Source organism: Brevibacillus laterosporus (assembly GCF_030489605.1).
Classification (GTDB): Bacteria; Bacillota; Bacilli; order Brevibacillales; family Brevibacillaceae; genus Brevibacillus_B; species Brevibacillus_B laterosporus_E.
This window is the reverse complement of the sequence record NZ_JAUKFY010000035.1, coordinates 14,356-33,957: the sequence shown is the minus strand read 5'-3', so window position 1 is coordinate 33,957 and position 19,602 is coordinate 14,356. Positions and strand designations below refer to the sequence as shown.

14 protein-coding genes and 2 pseudogenes are annotated in these 19,602 nt (G+C 37.6%); 13 read left to right on the top strand and 3 right to left on the bottom strand.

Annotated elements, in window-relative coordinates; genetic code table 11:
* Positions 1 to 635 precede the first annotated feature (635 nt).
* From QZ995_RS22435 to QZ995_RS22425, 3 genes and pseudogenes are all read left to right on the top strand, one after another.
* Positions 636 to 1,034, top strand: a pseudogene (locus tag QZ995_RS22435) (cytidine deaminase).
* A gap of 320 nt (positions 1,035 to 1,354) precedes the next feature.
* The gene (locus QZ995_RS22430; protein ID WP_301812045.1) at positions 1,355 to 1,723 is read left to right on the top strand and encodes a class I SAM-dependent methyltransferase; all 369 of its coding nucleotides are present in this window, start codon (positions 1,355 to 1,357) and stop codon (positions 1,721 to 1,723) included.
* Between the two features lie 3 nt (positions 1,724 to 1,726).
* Positions 1,727 to 1,933 carry a hypothetical protein gene (locus tag QZ995_RS22425; RefSeq protein WP_301812042.1) on the top strand — a complete coding sequence of 69 codons (207 nt, stop codon included), beginning with the start codon at positions 1,727 to 1,729 and terminating at the stop codon, positions 1,931 to 1,933.
* Between the two features lie 341 nt (positions 1,934 to 2,274).
* On the opposite strand, the gene QZ995_RS22420 is transcribed toward QZ995_RS22425, so the two are convergent.
* On the bottom strand, positions 2,275 to 2,436 hold the full coding sequence (locus QZ995_RS22420) for a hypothetical protein (RefSeq protein ID WP_301812041.1): 162 nt from the start codon (positions 2,434 to 2,436) through the stop codon (positions 2,275 to 2,277).
* A 748-nt stretch (positions 2,437 to 3,184) separates the two neighbouring features.
* Here QZ995_RS22420 and QZ995_RS22415 point away from each other — a divergent pair.
* From QZ995_RS22415 to QZ995_RS23915, 8 genes are all read left to right on the top strand, one after another.
* A complete protein-coding gene (locus tag QZ995_RS22415; protein WP_301812039.1) occupies positions 3,185 to 3,487 on the top strand; it encodes a phasin family protein in 303 nt (100 codons plus the stop codon).
* Positions 3,488 to 3,542: 55 nt separating this feature from the next.
* Positions 3,543 to 4,757, top strand: coding sequence for a cytochrome P450 (locus tag QZ995_RS22410; protein WP_301812038.1), 1,215 nt, complete (start codon positions 3,543 to 3,545; stop codon positions 4,755 to 4,757).
* 139 nt (positions 4,758 to 4,896) lie between these two features.
* On the top strand, positions 4,897 to 6,522 hold the full coding sequence (locus tag QZ995_RS22405) for an ABC1 kinase family protein (RefSeq protein WP_301812046.1): 1,626 nt from the start codon (positions 4,897 to 4,899) through the stop codon (positions 6,520 to 6,522).
* A 242-nt stretch (positions 6,523 to 6,764) separates the two neighbouring features.
* Complete coding sequence (locus QZ995_RS22400; protein ID WP_301812036.1) at positions 6,765 to 6,917, top strand: hypothetical protein; 153 nt, start codon at positions 6,765 to 6,767, stop codon at positions 6,915 to 6,917.
* A 369-nt stretch (positions 6,918 to 7,286) separates the two neighbouring features.
* Positions 7,287 to 7,967 (top strand): Lrp/AsnC family transcriptional regulator, encoded by a 681-nt coding sequence (locus QZ995_RS22395; protein ID WP_301812034.1) that lies wholly within the window; start codon positions 7,287 to 7,289, stop codon positions 7,965 to 7,967.
* Between the two features lie 669 nt (positions 7,968 to 8,636).
* Entirely contained in the window at positions 8,637 to 9,884 is a 1,248-nt protein-coding gene (locus tag QZ995_RS22390; RefSeq protein ID WP_301812032.1) for an efflux RND transporter periplasmic adaptor subunit, read from the top strand.
* A gap of 2 nt (positions 9,885 to 9,886) precedes the next feature.
* Complete coding sequence (locus tag QZ995_RS22385) at positions 9,887 to 12,949, top strand: efflux RND transporter permease subunit (RefSeq protein WP_301812029.1); 3,063 nt, start codon at positions 9,887 to 9,889, stop codon at positions 12,947 to 12,949.
* A gap of 487 nt (positions 12,950 to 13,436) precedes the next feature.
* Positions 13,437 to 13,901, top strand: a complete 465-nt coding sequence (locus tag QZ995_RS23915) for a DUF4158 domain-containing protein (RefSeq protein WP_366919720.1) — start codon at positions 13,437 to 13,439, stop codon at positions 13,899 to 13,901.
* Between the two features lie 680 nt (positions 13,902 to 14,581).
* Here the strand turns inward: QZ995_RS23915 and QZ995_RS22380 are convergent.
* Positions 14,582 to 15,832 (bottom strand): hypothetical protein, encoded by a 1,251-nt coding sequence (locus tag QZ995_RS22380; RefSeq protein ID WP_301812027.1) that lies wholly within the window; start codon positions 15,830 to 15,832, stop codon positions 14,582 to 14,584.
* A 924-nt stretch (positions 15,833 to 16,756) separates the two neighbouring features.
* Here QZ995_RS22380 and QZ995_RS22375 point away from each other — a divergent pair.
* Positions 16,757 to 17,359 (top strand): annotated as a pseudogene (locus tag QZ995_RS22375) (PhzF family phenazine biosynthesis protein); the annotation flags it as partial.
* 470 nt (positions 17,360 to 17,829) lie between these two features.
* Complete coding sequence (locus QZ995_RS22370) at positions 17,830 to 18,246, top strand: NUDIX hydrolase (RefSeq protein ID WP_301812025.1); 417 nt, start codon at positions 17,830 to 17,832, stop codon at positions 18,244 to 18,246.
* 431 nt (positions 18,247 to 18,677) lie between these two features.
* On the opposite strand, the gene QZ995_RS22365 is transcribed toward QZ995_RS22370, so the two are convergent.
* Positions 18,678 to 19,562 carry a LysR family transcriptional regulator gene (locus QZ995_RS22365; RefSeq protein ID WP_301812023.1) on the bottom strand — a complete coding sequence of 295 codons (885 nt, stop codon included), beginning with the start codon at positions 19,560 to 19,562 and terminating at the stop codon, positions 18,678 to 18,680.
* Positions 19,563 to 19,602: the final 40 nt, after the last annotated feature.

Sequence of the window (19,602 nt, the reverse complement as noted above, 5' to 3'; positions counted from 1 at the left end):
AAAAAGCGTGCAGACCTCTATACCTTTCGGTATTTTGTCTACACGCTGTAAGAGCCGTATAGTTTTGTTCTAAAAACTATAAGGCTCTTTGTAATAAATATGGGGTGTGTGTAGCAATGGAACAAAATCACTCAACAAGCATTAGCGGACATTAGGAACCTGTTCCTATAAAGTGAATACTCGCTATATAGAATCCGCGCTACATTTGTAGAAGCTTGAACCGTTTACAACCCGAATTTTAAACTTACCTGAATACCAAAATATTATTAAAGAATGGAAAAGAACTAAGAAGAAGTTGAATATATCCTACGCCCCTAACTGGTATTCTCTTTTTGACGGTCCAAAAATTTTCAAAGAATGTATCGGAATTGGTGTGTCCATTTCACACAACAAAAGTAGAAGAGCTACAAACAGTAAAAATTGAAGCAAATCAATGTAGGTATATAGAAAAAGATCAATCATATTCAATGAAGAAAATCTTTTGGCAAATCTTATAGTTGTTTATATAGTATGCTTGTTACATCTACTACGTTGACAACTATCTTGTTCATATATACAATTAGAAGTCCTGTCAACAAAATGTTGACGTATAGGGGACTTTGAAAAGTTCATTCTTAGAGAAAAGAGTGGATAATATGAATAAAGAGATTTTAATGGAAAGTGCACGTAATATGAAAGAAAAAGCATACGTACCTTATTCCAAATTTCCAGTTGGAGTAGCTTTATTACTAAAAGATGGTACTGTAATTAATGGAGTAAATGTAGAAAATGTTTCACTAGGTGCAACTAATTGTGCTGAGAGAACAGCTATTTTCACCGCAATATCAAATGGTTATAAAAAAGGTGATTTTCAAGCTATAGCTGTTGCAGGTGATACGGTAGATTTTCTTCCGCCTTGTAGTATTTGCAGATAAGTTTTAGCAGAATTTTGTTCACCTGAAATGCCAGTTTATTTAACTAATGAGAAGAAAGATATACTAGAATTAACCCTAAAGGAATTATTACCATACGCATTTACGAATTTAGAAATGTAAAATTAGATAAAATTCTTATTGAACTTGTTCGTTGGTGCGTATATTTGTGAAATATTACACTTAAACTATCAGGTGCGTTAGTGTAATAAGAAGTAATAAAATAATCAAACTTTATTATAAAAAACTCATACCTAGTTATAAAAGAAACTCCATTTTGATCAACCTTTTTTCAAAATGGAGTTTTTCTATTTGTTGTTAAATAAAGATTGAAGAGAATTTTTAATCAATCTTTATTCTAAAGCTACAGCTTCCGCCATCGCCAAGGACTAGCCAAGAAAGGACATCGTGTTCACTTAACAACGACCGATCCAGCTACTCATATGGAATACCGTATTCGAAACGACCAAAAGTTAATTACAGTCAGTCCAATAGCCCCAAAAGTAGAAGTAGAGAACAATAAAAATGAAGTCATTCAACAATATGCTGACTCAGGTACCGGAGTAGACCTGCCATTCATGATGCACAAAGATATCGAAATTACCGGAATTGATTTGTTCTCCGACATGCTTCACAAGGCTAGGAAGAAGTATGATTCGCCGCGTGTCAGGCTCATCAAAATGGATGCCCAGAGCCTGACTTTTCCGCCGGAATCGTTTGATATGGTTATTGCGAATCTGATCTTGTCGGTTGTCCCTCATCCGGATCGGTGTTTTCGAGAAATAATGCTAGTGACGCGCACGGGAGGGTGAATCATGATCTTTTATAAATTTGTTCCCCCTGCTCAGAAACTGTCCCTGATCAAAAAAATAATGCGCCCCATCGTTCGGATGATGGGTACGGACATTGGGTGTCGGTTGGAATCCATCGTCATGCCCTATTCGAAATGCATGGTGGTGGAGGAAAATTCATCAGTCCTATTTGGCGGGATGTATCGAAAAATTGTACTTCGTAAGCAATGATTAATAATAACTAGATTTTTCCATACGTTTGTGGGTGATAATAGCTACACTGGTACTACCCAAACCTACTTGAATTCCTTAGAGTAGGTTTTTCTGACGCTTTGTTATTTATTATTCGCTTAACGTATGTTTTCCGCATTTTTCCTGACGCAACCCCATATAAGCCGTTAAATTAAGTTGTGCAGATCACCTTTAAACTACCATGGTAGAATGAGCCTCCTAATTTCTCATGACCGCTAATGTAAGTCAAAGTTGGGAGGCTTTGCTAATGAGAGAGACTACCAAGATTTCGGAACGAGGCAGAATGGTTAGTGCTAGGACATTTTAACTCAAATCATTCTCTAACCACCGCCACTTAGCATTCCTATTCTGATCGCCATTCTCCAATATAAGCATAGTACTCCCTTCTTTTCGATACACGGCTCCTTCGGTTGTACAATTTTTACGAAAACAGATGAGTGATTTGTCTGTAAAATATAGGGAAAAGTATAGATGTCGCTCATGAGCTTTTACTCCATTAGTGTATAATCCGAATCATTTAAAGTAAAAATAGCAATGAGAAACTGTTAGTAGAAATAGTAAAGTGGAGATGTGAAATCAATAAGATTCCTAGAATTGAGGCGGAAAATAATGTAAAGGATAAAGCCAAATATACGACCAATTTTTTTCGACAGGTATGCTCTACACCAAAATGTAGATCGGCTATTTAAATTAGTAGAGACCAATAGAGACGGTAATTGTTCTTATTGAGGAAGAAAGTGAAGAACAAGTAAAAAAATTGAAATCAACAAGCTCCATTCAATCCGTTGTTTAAAAACAACACCATATGAAATTACATTCCTTTCGGGTCCCTTGGTTTAATTGAATGCGTAAATTATTATCGCTTGTTCTCGTATTCCTTTTACTATTTAGTTTCATAACACTTAGTTTTGTAGAGTCATCTTATTACAACTTCAGGACAGTAGGATTCCGCAATGACTTACGTATCTCTTTTAGCATTAACATAGAACTCACCTGCTCAACCAATTAAAGTTCAACTACAGGATGTGGATACTAAAGATTATCTATTTTTTCGAGAGAACGTGGGTAATAACATTATTTAGTGTTCTATGCTAGGTATTCTTGTTTTGACCTATGGGATAGTTGGGAGACTTGGTAAAAATAAGTTTTCAAAAGATACACACCTTACAGGTAACGAAAATGAGGCTGTTAAATTGTGAAAGTGAAATAAATAATGAGGAGATGGCTTCAATGACAAACATGATAAAAAAAGGATTGGCATTAGGATTAGGGCTAGTAGTCACCACGAAGGAACAGGCTGAAAAAATGGTAGATGAGTTGGTGAAAAAAGGTGAATTAAGCCGAGAGGAATCCAAAGAATTTGTTGAAGAGGTGTACCTAAAAGGAAAAGAAACCCAAAAAGAATTGAATCAGATGATAAACCAAAAAATGAAGGAATTATTGAGAGAATTAAATTTAGCTACCAAAGAAGATATTCAACGATTGGAACAACGAATCGTACAATTAGAGAACCAACAAAATGAAACAGAGTAAGTTTATTCAGTTTTATCGTGATGTATAAATATATTCAGATCAAAGGAGGGATACCGTGATTACAAATGAAAATTTTAAAAAAGGAAAAGCAATCGAGATCCCTGCTATTGTCAATTCTCCTAAAGGATTATCCGATGCACCAACACCATTTGATTGGTATAAAGAAATGAGAGAGAACAATCCGGTTTGGTTTGACCCGGAACGAAATTGTTGGGACGTATTCCTTTATGATGATGTTAAAAAGGTTCTGTCTGATTATGAGTCGTTCAGTTCAAAGTTATATGCCCAAACGGGAATCGCAGAAAGTATCATTTCCCTAGATCCTCCTAAGCATCGACTATACCGCTCGATTATAAGTAAAGCTTTTACACCAAAGTCTGTAGAAGGTTTAACACCACGAATCCATGAAATTACGAATCAATTGCTGGATTATGTCGTTGATAAGGGTGAAATGGACATTATTACGGATTTTGCTTATCCATTACCGGTCGTTGTCATTGCCGAACTACTAGGTGTTCCCAAGGAAGATCGTGAAATGTTTAAGCACTGGTCTGATGAGCTTTTAAGAAGCATCGATAGTGATCAGGGAGAGACGCCAGAAGAATATATGAAACGTAGAGAAAGGAATAAAATAGAATTATTTAACTACTTTGAAAAAGTAGTTGCGGATAAAAGAATTAACCCAAGCCAGGATTTAATTACGGCTTTGTTAGAAGCACAAGTTGAAGACAAATCACTTACTTTACCAGAACTACTTCAATTTTGTTTACTGTTACTAGTGGCTGGAAATGAGACGACAACGAATCTTATCGGAAATGCAGTGAGTTACTTGACAGAGGATGAGCACCTTCAGAGACAACTTCGATCTGAGCCCTCTCTCTTACCAAATGCAATAGAAGAGGTTCTTCGTTATCATTCACCGATTCAATCTATAAATCGGATTTGTGTTCATGACACAGAATTGTCTGGGCAAACGATTAAAGCAAACCAACCCGTTCTGCTTTGGCTTGGTTCGGCAAACCGAGATGAAAATAAATTTAAGCTGCCAGACCAATTTATAATGCATCGTTCTCCGAATCCACACCTTGCGTTTGGAAACGGGCCTCATTTTTGTCTCGGAGCACCATTAGCTCGTTTAGAAGCTATCATTGCGATGAGCTTACTTTTAGAAAGAGTGCCCTTTTTCTCAATAAAAGATTCAGAACTTAGTCTATATAGAAATCCAGTGATCTATGGGTTTAAAAAATTACCCGTGACTTTTGGAAAGTGAAATTTTTGAGAAATGTCATTCTTGTTGCTGATTATTTTATTGGTGTTCAACGTGAAAGGAAAATGACACGGGTATTAAGGAGGATTTGCTATTCTTGAAAACAAGAATACGACACATTCAACGGTATCGGGATATCGTAATGGCCTTTTCCCGCAATGGATTCGGCTTGATTGTCAAAGAATTGGGGCTTCTAGACCTACTTTCATTCCCTAAACGATTCTTTATCGAAGATCATCGGGAGAGCCACACCAAAACGAAAGCTGAACGGATTCGATTGTTCTTGGAGGAAATGGGGCCCACCTTTATAAAAATGGGGCAGATTGCCAGTACACGGCCTGATTTAATTCCGGCTGACATCATTCGTGAGTTGGAGAAACTTCAAGATAAGGTACCGCCTTTCTCCTTTCAAGATGTAAAACAAATTATCGGAGAGGAATTAGGTCGCACCATAAATGATATATTTGAGGAGTTTCATGAAGTTCCCCTTGCTGCAGCTTCTATCGGACAAGTCCATTATGCGGTTTTGAAATCTGGTGAACAAGTAGCGGTCAAAATTCAACGTCCTAATATTGAAAATATCATTGAGACTGATTTAGAAATTCTTCAGCAGTTAGCGACTCTGGCTGAACTTCGGTTGGAATGGGTCGCTAGATATCAGATACGAGATATTATTGAAGAGTTTTCCAGGTTTCTTCAAGCTGAATTGAACTATACGATCGAGGGGCGAAATGCGGAGAAGGTGGCTAGGCAATTTAAACACAATCCAAAAATCCGTGTCCCTAAAGTGTATTGGTGTTATTCGACTCAAAAAGTGTTGACTATGGAATACGTGGAAGGCACAAAACTAAATGAATTAAAAAAACTTGATGATCAACACTTTAACCGTAAGGTGTTGGCTGAACGGGTAGTTCAAGCTATCTTTCATCAAATTCTAATCGAAGGCTTTTTTCATGGTGACCCTCACCCTGGTAATATTCTTTCGTTACCGGGAGAAGTGATCGTTTTTATGGATTTTGGCATGGTTGGAAGCCTTAGTCCAGAATTGAAATACCATTTTGCTTCGTTAATCATTTCCATGATGCGTCAAAGTACAGAAGACGTCATCAAAGTTATTACCCAAATGGGATTAGTACCTGATGATGTAAATATGAAACAATTGACATCGGATGTAGATCATTTAAAGAAAAATTATTATGATGTCCCTTTAAGTCAGGTTAGTTTTGGTAAGGCTGTCAATGAGTTGTTTACTATTGCACATAAACACTACATTCAGATTCCACCGAATCTAACCTTATTGGGGAAAACCCTTCTTACTATTGAAGGGCTGGTGGAAAAATTAGATCCCGAACTTAGCATCATCAAAGTAGCTGAACCTTTTGGTCGTCAGTTGTTAAAGGAACGTTATCATCCCAAGAAAGTTGCAGAGAATGTTTTAAACTACGTGGTTGAAAATGGAGAAAGCCTGATTAAACTACCAAAACATCTTAAAGAGTTAGCCTCCGTTATGAAAAAGGGGAGAATGCGTATGGCCATAACGATTCCAGAACTGGATCTGTTTTTAACCAAATTAGATCGTATCAGTAATCGATTGTCATTTAGTATCGTCTTACTCTCCTTTAGTATCATCATGGTTGGCCTTATCATTGGTTCGGCATTGAGTTCTACTCTTCTTTGGAATCTACCGGTCATTGAAATCGGATTTGGAGTGGCCATAATGATGTTTCTCTGGTTGTTATATTCTATATTTAAATCGGGTAAGTTCTAATTTCACATTAATTTTTATGATTTTTGGAACGTAGGCACAGAGTTAAACATTAATTCACGACCAATCATGAAAAAGAAGTTTTTACCTTCGAAAATTAAAACCGAAGGTGCACGACGGGGATCGATAGCAAGATTAACGAAAAGCCGGTTGTTCTACTTTAAGATAAAAAAATCGTTTTTTTTTGGTTTGTAATATTGCCCTTGATCCTCATATAAGCGTGATTGATGCCACGAGCCCTGCTTTTGGAGCGGTTAAATCCATTCGATCTTGGAAAGCAGGTGTTGGAGGAAATCCCGGGTTTTATCGATCTGATTCAGGAAATGCCTTCAAGTTTTAAACAGCTTGCCAGAGTGATGCGGCAGGGCAAGTTTCGTGTTGAAGCTGATTTGCCCTAATTGGGTGAGTTGCTGGTCAAACTGGATCGACTTATTAATCGTCTTTCATTCAGTATAATATTATTGGTTTTATGTTATGCTCGGTCTGCTTATTAGCGGCACTGCATCTCCGATTATTGGGAAAATCCCAATTATAGAGATGGGATTGTTGATTGTTGGCTTAAAAAATTTAAATATCCTCCGTAAGAGTCCCTCCAAGCACGAAAAATATTACCTGCAAAAGACCCAAAACAACCCCTACCCTATGTTGACTGAGGGGATTGAAGATGATAATATTAAAACACAAAAAACCCAAAAAACCAAAAAACACAATTAGATCGTGCGGGGGATTGTTTAGATGATTACTTCGAAAGAGGGAGGAGAATGGATATGACGATGTCTAAACGAAGAATTCAATTTCTGGATCAACTTGTGGGGATATATCAAAAGCAAAGCTTACCGGTTCATTATGAAGCATTGGCTAAGGCCGTTGGGGTCAGCAAGTGGACGGCTTACGATATGTTAAAAGAGATTGAAAAATCCGGCTACGTCATACGCAGCTATGAAGTAAATCCGAACGAAACGGGCCGATCACAAGTGGTCTTTACGCCAACGGAAAAAGCGACAGAACTGATTAAAAAGCAGCGTTCCAATGAGGGAACAATCGACGAGAACTGGGAAGAGAGCTTGCAATCGATACAAAATCTGTTAAATAGCCTGAAGCAAACCAACTTACAGGATTTGTTGAGGAAGATGCTGGATGAAATACCACAAAGACGAACCAATCTGGAATTTTGCGGGTATATTCTAGGTATCCTGATAGTATATCTGAAAAAGGTTGGAGGCAGGACAGAATCCGTGATTCAATTGTTCATTAACAAAACCTCTAGCCACCACGCAAGTTTGCTAATGTTTGTAGGAACCGTGATGGGGACAGTCATTGAAACGATGAGTGATGAATTCAGCAGTGAAATAGCGAATTGGATTAGCGAGTATGTGGAGTTGATCTGCAATTTATCCAATGGGGAGCAGGCATTGCTGTCTGATTTTGTAAAAGAGGCTCTTGCATAATTGCAAGCAGTCCTTCGGTTAGTTTTTTGGTCTTTTTGGTATTTTAATTAAATTAGATGGGATAAAACCTCTTTATCGAAATAAAAATGAATACATTTCCGCTGGAAAAAGAAGTGAACTGTTTTTGGGTCTTTTGCGTGAAATATATTGAGTGGTTTATTGGTTATTTCCAAAAAACTTGGAAGATTATATTTCAGAAGACATTGTGAAAATTTGATAGAAATTAATATTGCCGATCGATGTTTTGAAAGTAAGAAGAATATTGCTAATAAAACGAGCAATTTCACCACTTTTTACCTCAATGGAAGCTTTCGAAGGAAAACTCAGACATGCTTCCTCTTATTTTTGCCAGTGCTAATGCTAGATAATTAAATGACATCAGTCTCGGATCCTTACAACAATTTTTGTTCATTATAGGAAATTTCATAGATTGATGAAAAGAGAAGAGTGTTTTGGTTTAATACATACCGTTCCATTGCTTGCAATGGTTTTTATGGGAGTAATAGCAAAAACATGTCGGATCTAGAAGTTGTGGAAGCTTGCTGGGATATAATCAAAAATTTATTAATTATGCTTGTATTAATAAACTCCAAGAAATGAATATTCGTTTTTTTGTTGTTGATATATCTGACACGTCAACTTAATAAATAGGTATAGGAGTGAGAGAAAATGAGACGCAGACTTCTGAAAAAATTGACCGTTACCGGACTTTTAATATTATCCATATCAGGTTTGACAGGATGTAGCGGAGTTTCTTTTGGCACCTCAACTGTAGTAGGGCAGGCAGAGAAAAAGCCAGTCGGTATTATGCAAATAAAGACGCAAAAAATGGCTACAATCAGTGAGCTTTCAGGAACCTTAGAACCCTTTCAGGAAACTATTCTTTCCTTTGAGGTAGCTGGCAAGATTCAAGAATTAATAGTTCGCGAGGGTGACAACGTATTGTCTGGTCAATTGTTAGCTCGGTTGGATACGACAGATTACGCCTTGAAACTTTCCTTAGCCAATACGGATGTATCGAGTGCTGAAGCCACTTTAGCAAAAGTTAAAAATGGGGCTCGTGCTCAGGAAAAAGCTCAGGTAAAAACAGCATTAGAGGCTAAGAGTATTGATCTGGATCATGCACGAAAAGATTATAACCGGATGGACCAATTATTTAAAAGTGGAGCTGTCACACAAGCAGAGTATGAAAATGCTAAAAAGGTACTGGATTTGGCACAGAAAGACTATGATTCTGCTAAAGAAAAATATTCCTTAGTCATTGAAGGAACACGTATAGAAGATATAGCCGCCACTCAAGCCAATTACCAGACTGCGGTTGTCGCTCGAAGTCAAGCAGCCAGCCTTTTAGAAAAGACTCAACTGAAGTCCCCTATTACAGGAACAATTATTTCAAAGATGGTTGAAGAAGGACAACTAGCCGATGCAGGGACTGCCGTCTATCGAGTAGGCAATATAAATTTCTTAAAAACGGTTCTTCCTGTTCCTGACAAAGAAATTGGCTCTTGGGCAGTAGGGGATACAGTTGAGATTAGTCTATATGGACAGAAGCGTACAGGAAAGGTAAGTAAAATATATCCTGCGACAAATCAACAGAGTGGAACCATAGGAGTCGAAGTCATTATCGATAATCAGAAACATAACTGGTTTGCAGGGCAGGTAGTTAGTGCGAAGCGAATTTTGACACAAACGGAAGGAATTTTCATTCCTACCGATGCGGTCATGAGCCGCGGCTCAGAGCCATTTGTATTTCTGGTAATAGAAGGTAAAGCAGTGAAAACACCTGTTATTTTAGGTAGATTCATCAACAGTCACTTTGAGATAACTACCGGCCTAAAAGCTGGAGATAGGGTGATTGTCAATGGGGCCGATCGACTGCTTGACGGTGATACCGTTACTGTCCAAGGAGGAGAGTAAGCATGATTGAGTATCTGATAAAAAAACGAAAGATTACGCTTGTAATCTTTACTATGCTAATCATGTTAGGAGCATTTAGTTTTACTTCTTTACCGAAACAAGACCAACCTGATATTTTGATTGATAAGGCTATCGTTACCACTATTTACCCTGGGGCAATGCCAGAAAAAGTGGAACAAACTGTTACGAAAAAGCTTGAAGAGAAGATCAATGAAATCCAAGGCATAAAAGAAATCAGTTCCGAATCAAAAGCCGGCGTATCCATTATTACGATTAAAGTAAAGAGTAATGCAGATCAAAAAAAAGTTTTTGACGAATTGAGGAAGAAAGTAAAAGATGTAGAAACAGACCTTCCTGAAGATGCACAGCAGCCAGTAATCAATGACGACTTAAATCGTACATTTATTCAATCTTTTCAGATTACGACTGGTTCTTTCGAAGAACTGCTACAGCTAAGGGATACGCTGGACTATTGGAAGGAACAATTAAGGGTGATCCCTGGCGTCTCCAACGTAGAAGTCAAAGGGTTACCTGATCAGGAAGTGAAGGTGTTTGTTAACCCACAAAAGCTGCAGCAATATGGTATTGTTTGGGCTCAGGTAATGGATGCTGTGCGAACCAAAAATGAAACGTCTCCACTTGGGGATGTAAACATTGACAGGAAAAAATACCAGCTTTCTCTTCCTATGAACCATGATGTAGATCAATTTAGCAGGGTGGTCGTAACTCATACCCAAGAAGGAGTTCCCGTATATCTTAAGGATATTGGGAGCATTTCTCTTGGTTTTAAAGATAGTGAGTATTTAGTGTTCCACAAAGATAAGCCAGCGGCAGTTATGAGTATTAATGCAGAAGTGGGAAGTGACATTCCTAAGATTCATGCAGAAGTGGAAGCGAAGATAAAGGATCTTGAAAAAAAACTCCCTACCTGGGCAAAGAAGGAGATAATTTTTGCACAGGTTGATCAAATAGATAGTACCTTCAATGGGCTTAGCCATGAACTGATATCCGCTATAGCGGCAGTGCTGATTATATGTACACTTGGTCTGAACATGACAACCTCTATCATGATTGCTATGGCGATTCCGATCTCAATGGCAATAGGAATGCTCTTTTTGCCCGTCTTTGGGATTACACTGAATCAAATCACGATAAGTGCATTAACTATTGTACTCGGGATACTGGTAGATGATGCTGTTGTAGTCAACGACAATATCGAGCGAAGACTTTCATTGCTTGGTGAGGAGCCATATACAGCTTCGGTACAAGGCACTAAAGAAGTATCCATTTCCATTCTCACAGCAACCTTGGCAACGATCTCTGCCTTTTTTCCTTTAATTTTTCTTCCAGGTATCATAGGGCAGTATATTGTACCTCTCCCCGTACTAACTACGGTTACTATGCTTGCTTCAATGGCGATGTCACTTACGATTGTACCGATCTTTCGTCATTGGCATGAAAAGAAAAAGCAAAACGGGAAAAAAACGGATTACCGGAAGTCAGCTGGTTTGTTTGGGAAACAGATTGAGCTTTTGATCAATTGGTATGGAGAAAAGTTAATGCCAAAAATCTTGAATAAGCCTCTGAAAGCAGGGCTTATAGGGATTATCATCGGGACCTTCTTCTTTGGGCTTATTCCGCTGACGCCTGTTCAACTATTTCCGTACGATGATCGTCCCTATATGGTTGTAGATGTGAAACTCCCATCGGGTAGTAGTATTGAAGAAACCGCTCTTGTTAGCAGGGGAATTGCAAATTGGATTTCAAAACAGCAGCTTATTAATCAAGTGTTCACCTTTGCTGGAGGAGAAGCACCTAGAATGTTTTCGGGTTTGCCTGACTTAGGCACGTCCGAAAATGTAGGGCAGCTCGTTATCAACTATGACAGTAAAAAGATGCAGGCGGAGAACGTTGTTGACCCATGGATGACTGAGTTAAAGAAACTATACCCGAAGGCAAGCCTTAGTCCACATGTTTTAAAACTAGGTCCACCTACAGGTAGTCCGGTGGCGATTCGGGTATACGGTGAAGATCTGCAAAAACTATATCCCATCTCGGAGCAAATAAAAAAAATAGTTTCTGATACCAGAGGAACTTATGATGTAAAAGATTCCCTTGGCAATGAGCAATACTCCTTGCAATTTCAGGTATCTCAAAATCTACTTGACGATAAACATATTACCGAATCAGACTTGTCGAGAACCTTACGTCTAGTTAGCAAGGGGATCCCAGTTGGGCATTTTGATAATGGGAAAGATCTGATTGATATCACACTGTATGCGGATAAAATGGGATCATCCACGGAACAAATCTTGAAGCAGCTCACTGTGCCTGATGCAAAAGGGCAGCTTATTCCTATTTCTCAGATTGCAGAAATAAAGCCAAGTTTTTCATTGCAAACAATACCCCATCACAATTTGGCTCGTGTAGTCATGATCACTAGTGAGATTAAAGATCGGACAGCAACAGATGTGATGAATGAATTGAAGAAAAAAATGGAAAATATCCCCTTCAATGACGGATACTTTTGGGAAGTGACCGGGGAAGTTGAGGAGCAGGCTGAAATTTTTAGTGATTTGGGATATTTAGGAATAATCATCGTATGTCTGATCCTTATTCTAATAACTATGCAGTTTAACTCTCTGTCAACGCCAATTTTAATCATGAGTACGTTATATCTTGCAGTATCGGGTAGTATGATTGGTCTCTTTCTTACCCAAAAGCCGCTCGGTTTCATGGCCATTTTGGGTATCATTTCACTTTCAGGATTGGTTGTACGAAACGGGATTGTTTTAATCGAGTTTATCGAAGAAGCCAGACATGCGGGATTACCGATAAAAGAAGCGGTCATTGCTGCTGGGAAAGCGCGTCTGCGACCAATTTTGCTAACTACTTTCGTAGCAGTTGGAGGTTTGATCCCTATGGCAACGATCGGCAGTCCTTTGTTCAAGCCTATGGCAATTACGATTATTTTCGGCTTGTTGTTTTCAACAATGCTTACCTTAATTGTCTTGCCATCGATGTATGTTGTACTGGCAACACGTCTGAGGAAAATGGAGGCATAAGGGCTGGATAAGCATAGTATATGTTAGATCCCTGAATTTTGTATGCTAAGCCCCGTTTGATCTAAAATAGGCCGGTTTTCGTGCTGTGTCTAAGCTGTCGTTTCTCATAATCTGCAGCTAAAATAAGCCCTACTTTTTTACCTTAGTTTGCAGATGAATTAAATATTTCGGGGATGGGGTAGCACCGTAATTCAACATTAATTTATTTATGCAAATTGTAAAGATAAAGGGGTGATAAAGAATTGTAAGGAACACATGTATTCCTGTACTAGGATCTTTTGAGATAAAATAGATGTAATAATATATAACAGTAACGGGAAACCCCCAATGCTCATCCTTTTAAAAGGGTAAGTGTTGGGGGTTTTTTAGATCATTAAGCAAAATTAGAGAGAATCAATAAATTTTCAACCATATTGTTCCGATACTTAGCCTTATAGGAACTTTACGCGGAGGGGATACTTTGAAGTGAAATTGGGAGTTAGACGAGCTGGTCGAAAATTTCACGTTTCTTCCGAACGAGATCAAACAAGTCGGTAATAAATCGGGTGAAGCGAGACTTGGTTTTGCTGTTCTGTTTAAATTTTTTCAGTGTGAAGCCAGATTTCCTAGCCAAAAATTCGAGGTTCCCAAGGCAGTCATCACTTTTATCGCCAAGCAAGTCAATGTCCTACCAGAATCGGATGCCCAATATGATTGGTTCGGTCGGTCGATTACGTATCATCGGACACAAATACGAGAGTTCTTTGGATTCCGCGGGGATACCATACAGGATGCACAGGACATAATCGATTGGCTGAATAAGCACGTGCTTTACCATAATCATGTAGCATCGCTTATTTGGAAACCGATGACGAAGAAGTTTCCCAAGTATTCATTCATTATGGTAACTAAGATCACTAGTGAGAAAATAAGCTATACAGGAAATGTATCCAACTTAATAGTAGAGAGATGATCGTGGAAAAGGTATAGGAACAGTTTTACTTAAAAAATTGGAGGGGGAAGGTTTAAAACTTTAATACAATAAGTTTGTATTGTTTACCTTACCAATTAACGAACTTGGACAATCACTCTATAAGAAAATGGGCTACAGGACTGTTTGTGTCACGCGACAGCAAGAAGTAAAAAATTATCCCATTTTTTATTATTACTTAAAAATGCTATTTCATGAACTAAAATTTAATATGGAAACAGAGTTTTTGCTAAATTTTACTGATACCAGTTGCCTCTGTAATTTGATGGTTATCTCAACACTTTGTAACGGATTCATTAAATTTATCTTCGTGTTCGATTTTTAGTGGATATCTACCATTAAAAATGAAAAGTAGTAGTCTTCCTTATGAATATTTGAGTGGTTCTACAATTGTCGATAATAAGTGGACTAGGAATGCAGTTGATTAGAAAAGATCTGCAGTCAGTCTACCCTTCTGTCAACTGTGACTAGAGTAATTAGATTCTGCTTAAATATCTAGTTATTGGGGGCGCGAATCTTTATTGAATTTTAATCCTCAATATAATGAAAGTATATCTTTAGTTCTGATGGCTAGATAAATCAGTTAGAAATTCATATGGGTAGATTAAGAGGGGAGCAAATATTTGGACCCCTCTTATACTCTAGTTCTCTTAGCAATAATTTTAAACAGTAGTTCGAAGTGCTTCCCGAATTCGGGAACCTAATCTTTGAATGTATTCACCATCTGGTCCATGATGAACATCTGTGATGTTCGTAATGTTATAGTCTTCTGCCCAATGATTGTCATTAACCCCCAACCCAGTTAGTCCTAAAGCTGTAGTACATGCTGCCAGTGGATAAAGTAACATCAATACTAAATCACCTAAAGAATACCAAACTGAGGTTCCATAGAGAAGTCCATCGAAGCTACCTGCAATTAATGGTGCATGTTGAAGAGAGCCAGTGTTAGAAAATGAATCTGAGGGTATAGCTGGCGACATACACCACCAAGAATTAAAAGCTTGAAGATCATTGTTTTGAGAAATTATTTGTTCAGCCACATAAGCAAGAACATAACATCCCAAAGAGTGAGTAATAGCCCGACCAGTATTTCTATCGAGTTTTTCAAGAAAAGGCTTTATGTATGCAGCTGTTTTTTCTGCTCTACGTTTCATTTCTTTCCAAAAAACTGCAGCTATGAGTAAGTTATAATTACCTCCACCTATTACAACTGATTGTAAAAGAACCTTTATTTTTTCTTCTTCCTCGTCACTCATTTCTGAATCATAAGTTATTAAATAAATATCAATCTTTGAGGTATCTGGAGGAAGAGGCGCGTTTGGATCAGGATTAAAAACTCTTGCTTCTTTTTCAAAGTTAGCAAAGTAATCAAAGGCATCAATTTGTCTACTACTTGAAAAATCAGAACCATCTTTTTTCAACGCTTTGTATGACATTCCATGAATAAAAACCCATGCCTCTCTATTTTCCTCAAAAACAAAACTATCAGGTTCAATATCATCAAAAACAGGATCCGCTGTTTCTCCTTGTTCATTTGGCCAAACAGATTCTTTAGGATTTTTTAAGTGCAATATTTTGGCATTAGGGTTACGTCTTAACTGGTCACTTATTTTCTCGTAGTTTTCTTTAATAATGTCAGCAGGGATTAAACCATTCGAACACAATGCTCCTAGCACTAGTGATGAATATTGAATAAATCTATGTGTTAATCGAAGTCTAATGTTATCGATTGACACTCCACATCTTTGAACACACTCTTTTACATTTTCGAAAATATAATCTAAATCTTCCTCAGTATTTTTAATAATTTGTTTACCTGTTTCAACAACATCATTAATAGAGTTGGATACTTGCCTTACACTAATTTTGGGTTCCCAATTCACAATATCTAAATGTTTATTTTCACCGTTCATACATTATTTGCACCCTTTCACCCTATGAATAGTAGTCAGGTACTAGTATGTCCTGAAATAAACTTTATATCCTTTTCATTCAAGATGTAAGGGCATTATTTACCTATAATTATATGATTTAAAAGGAGTAGTCTTTAACTCCCGGTTTATGTCATTGAATAATGAATGACTGTTAGGAATGTCGATTTTGTTTGCCACAAAAATTAGTGTTATTTGTGTCGGAAATAAAAATAACCCTGCAACTCAAAATCAAAACCCACGTAGGAAAACGGTATTTCCTACGTGGGTTTTGATTTTGAGTTGCAGGGTTGTACATCCCTATTCCTAAGGGAAATAAGTTCTATATGCACGTTCCATGATATTTATTACGTGATGAACAAAATCGGTAGTGAATTAAATCTTTTTCCAATCCGCATTGTAACGCTCCAAGTGATCTTGTTCCCGCATTAGTAATAAGTGAATTTATAAAGTTTGATTGGAAATAACTCTCACTGCATATAAAAAGCCAACGTTTTGAATACAGTTTGATCTTTTCCTTTAATTTCTAGACCTAGACTATGAAATAAACACCATTATTCGAGAATTGATAGAACGAAATGTGTTATTTCAGAAAGATGAAATTATTGATCTTCATAAATTACTCGAGTTTTTAGTCAATTTTCATTTAGAGAACCGTAGTTTATATGAAAAACTATTAGAGGACTATGAATTGAATGTTTCTATACTTCCAGATAAAAAATCTGGAGGATTATTTTTGGCAAGGGAAACTCAGTTCAGTGAACATTTTAAAATCGAAGACATATCTGTTATGTAGCAAGTTATCGATGGTCTATCGCACTTCATCTCCAATTACTCACAAGCTGAAATAGATGAACATAATTCAAATGCTTCAAAATTAGTGGAACAAAAAAATAAGCATTTAGGTTTACTCCTGGGGGAGAAATGGATCTTTGTGGTCATGCTACGTTGGCAACAGCGTTCATAATAGCCAACTATTACGAGAATAATGTAGACAAAATTAAGTTTCAGACAATGAGTGGGGAGCTTGTTGTTGTAAAAAAAGATAAACTTTATGAAATGGATTTCCCAAGCAGAATGCCTGCAAAGCATACGCTGACCGAGGAAATGATCGACGCTCTTGGCATAAGACCTATTGAAACCTATTTAGGAAGAGATTTAATGTTTGTATTAGACACGGAAGAGAATGTTCGAAATGCATCCCCTGATTTTTCGAAGCTGGAACAATTGTCAGATGGTTTGGGTGTTTTGATTACAGCGAAAAGTGAAAAGTATGATTTTGTTTCAAGATGCTTTTTTCCAAAGCTGCAAGTAAATGAAGATCCCGTGTGCGGTTCAGGGCATTGCAGTTTTGTCCCCTATTGGGCAAAACGCTTAGGCAAGGATGAAATGGTAGCGAGACAGCTCTCCAAACGCGGTGGAACACTATATTGTAAATTTCTAGGAGACGGAGTAAAAATCAGCGGCACAGCAGTTGTATATGCTATCGGGGAAATGCAAATAAAATAGTAAGGAATAAGACGTCTTATCTGTACCGGGAAAAGGCTAATTCTACATGAAGGATCGGCTGAAAAGGCTGCTGGTGACGATGATCAGGAGGGCTTTGTTAAAAAAATACAAGAGGCTAAGTAGAGCAATAAAAGCCGAGAGGAAATTATGTTCAATCATGCACAAGAAGAAGGCCTGAGATAACTAAAGAGGCTTATTGTGAGCAGAATTTTACCATCTTTTAGAATTATGTTTGATTTCTATGACAGGAATAGGCAGCTAAAGGTAGAATTAGTCTATAGGCTTTCATTTATGTAGGATTGAATCCCCTTTCCTACTTTTAGCCCCTGCTGATTAAGGCGGGGGTTTTTCTGTAAGCTCTTTTCGTTAAGTTCGTTGCAATTTCGACCTTGAACTCAACGGGCAGGATCATTTCGTAACATTGTCGAATATCGTTTAGCTAAAATTTATCACAGAAGGAGATAAGGGGCATGCAAGGATATAATGTTCTTATGATATATAATAAAGAGATGGATCGGCTGCTAATGTGCAAACGATTAAAGAATCCTTATAAAGGATTGCGTAATCTGGTTGGCGGAAAAATCGAGAGTGGAGAAACGGGGATTGAAGCTGCTTACAGAGAACTATTTGAGGAAACAAGCATTACAAAAGAAAATATTACTTTGCATCATGTAATGGATTTCACGTACTATCTGCATCAATGCTATGTTGAAGTTTATGTTGGCAAATTGAGATGTGATGTCGAGGTTTCAGGGGATGAAAATGAATTATATTGGTCTGATTTGAATCAGGATTTTTTTGACATGACCCTATTTGCAGGTGAAGGTAATATTGGACATATGATTGAACAAGTGAAAATGAGCAAAGATAGATTGCTAACTGATTAAATAAGCAGATTCTGTTCGAGGTGGTAAACGATCTGTCAATAACATAAGCACTAACCTGTACATCCTTGTTCATGCAAGGATTTTTTGTTGGATTTGTATAGGCAGGAGGGAAGATAGAAGGGGGGAGTTGATAGTTCAGTGTATCGTTACCCAAGCAAGTAAATAATGCAGGCAAAGGCAAAAAGGAGTAAAAAGGAATAAAAAAGCACAAATTGTAAAGCCTTCCTTTCAGCTAAGGAGGGAGGATTTGCTGTACTATTCGCTCTTATCAGAGTTCAATCCCAAAAGAGGGAACCTCACTTTAGTTTACGCAATAAATCGACAGGTTCCCGTTACTGAATCAGGTTTTGATGGTTCTGATAGCTACAGCCGAATTCTTTTTCGTAAAGAGTATAATATCAATAGCGCTTTTTTATGTTGACGTTCACTTGTCAAGCAAAGCACCGTCGAATATCTTCCAAAAAGGCTTGAACCGCGGGAGGCAAATAACGATTTTTCATAAACGTTAAATAAACGGTTCTCTCCAATGCCGATGAATCAATCGTTTTTGATGCGATGCATTCATCCATTGGTTCAGATAAATAATTTTCGGGGATAATCGTAATTCCCAGATTTTCTCTGACCAGTGTTAAGGCTGTTTCAAAGCGTTCAATTTCAAATTTGATTTTCGGCGTTCTTTGTTCCAATGTAAAGGCTGTTAAAATATCTTCTCTTGTCTGAAATCCTTCCGTACTAATGATAAAAGGCTCTCTTACTAACTCTTCTAAACGAATTGATCCCTGCTGCTGTGCCAGAGGGTGATCTTTGTGTAGCACAAGCACTAATCTTTCATCGTATAAAGGGAATGATTCAATATCTGGTTCATTTATATACTGATTTGTAATAAGCAGATGTGTATCATACTTTCTCAATGATTCCTTCACAGCTTTTCCACTCAGCACTTCGATCAGCTTAATGTTTATAGTAGGATAGCGATCCTGATACTTACGGATCACTTTTGGAATCCAATGCTTCACTGACTCAATGATGCCGATAATTAAATCACCACTGCCGGTCAGTTTTACTTCCTCCATCTCTTTTTTCAACATGTTCATTTGGGAAAGGAGGAGAAGTGATTTTTTGTACAAAATTTTACCAGCGTCAGTCAGCTCTACTTTTCTTGTATTTCGCTCAAGGAGTGGGGAGCCAATCTCTTGTTCCAAATTTTTAATAGCGTTGCTTAACGAAGGCTGTGAAATATGCAGTTTTTGTGCGGCTTTGGAGTAGCTCAAGTGATTGGAAACCGTCACAAAATAATGCAATTGTTTGATGTCCAATAGAATCCCCCTCCTTATTTATAGCTTCAAACTATTAAAT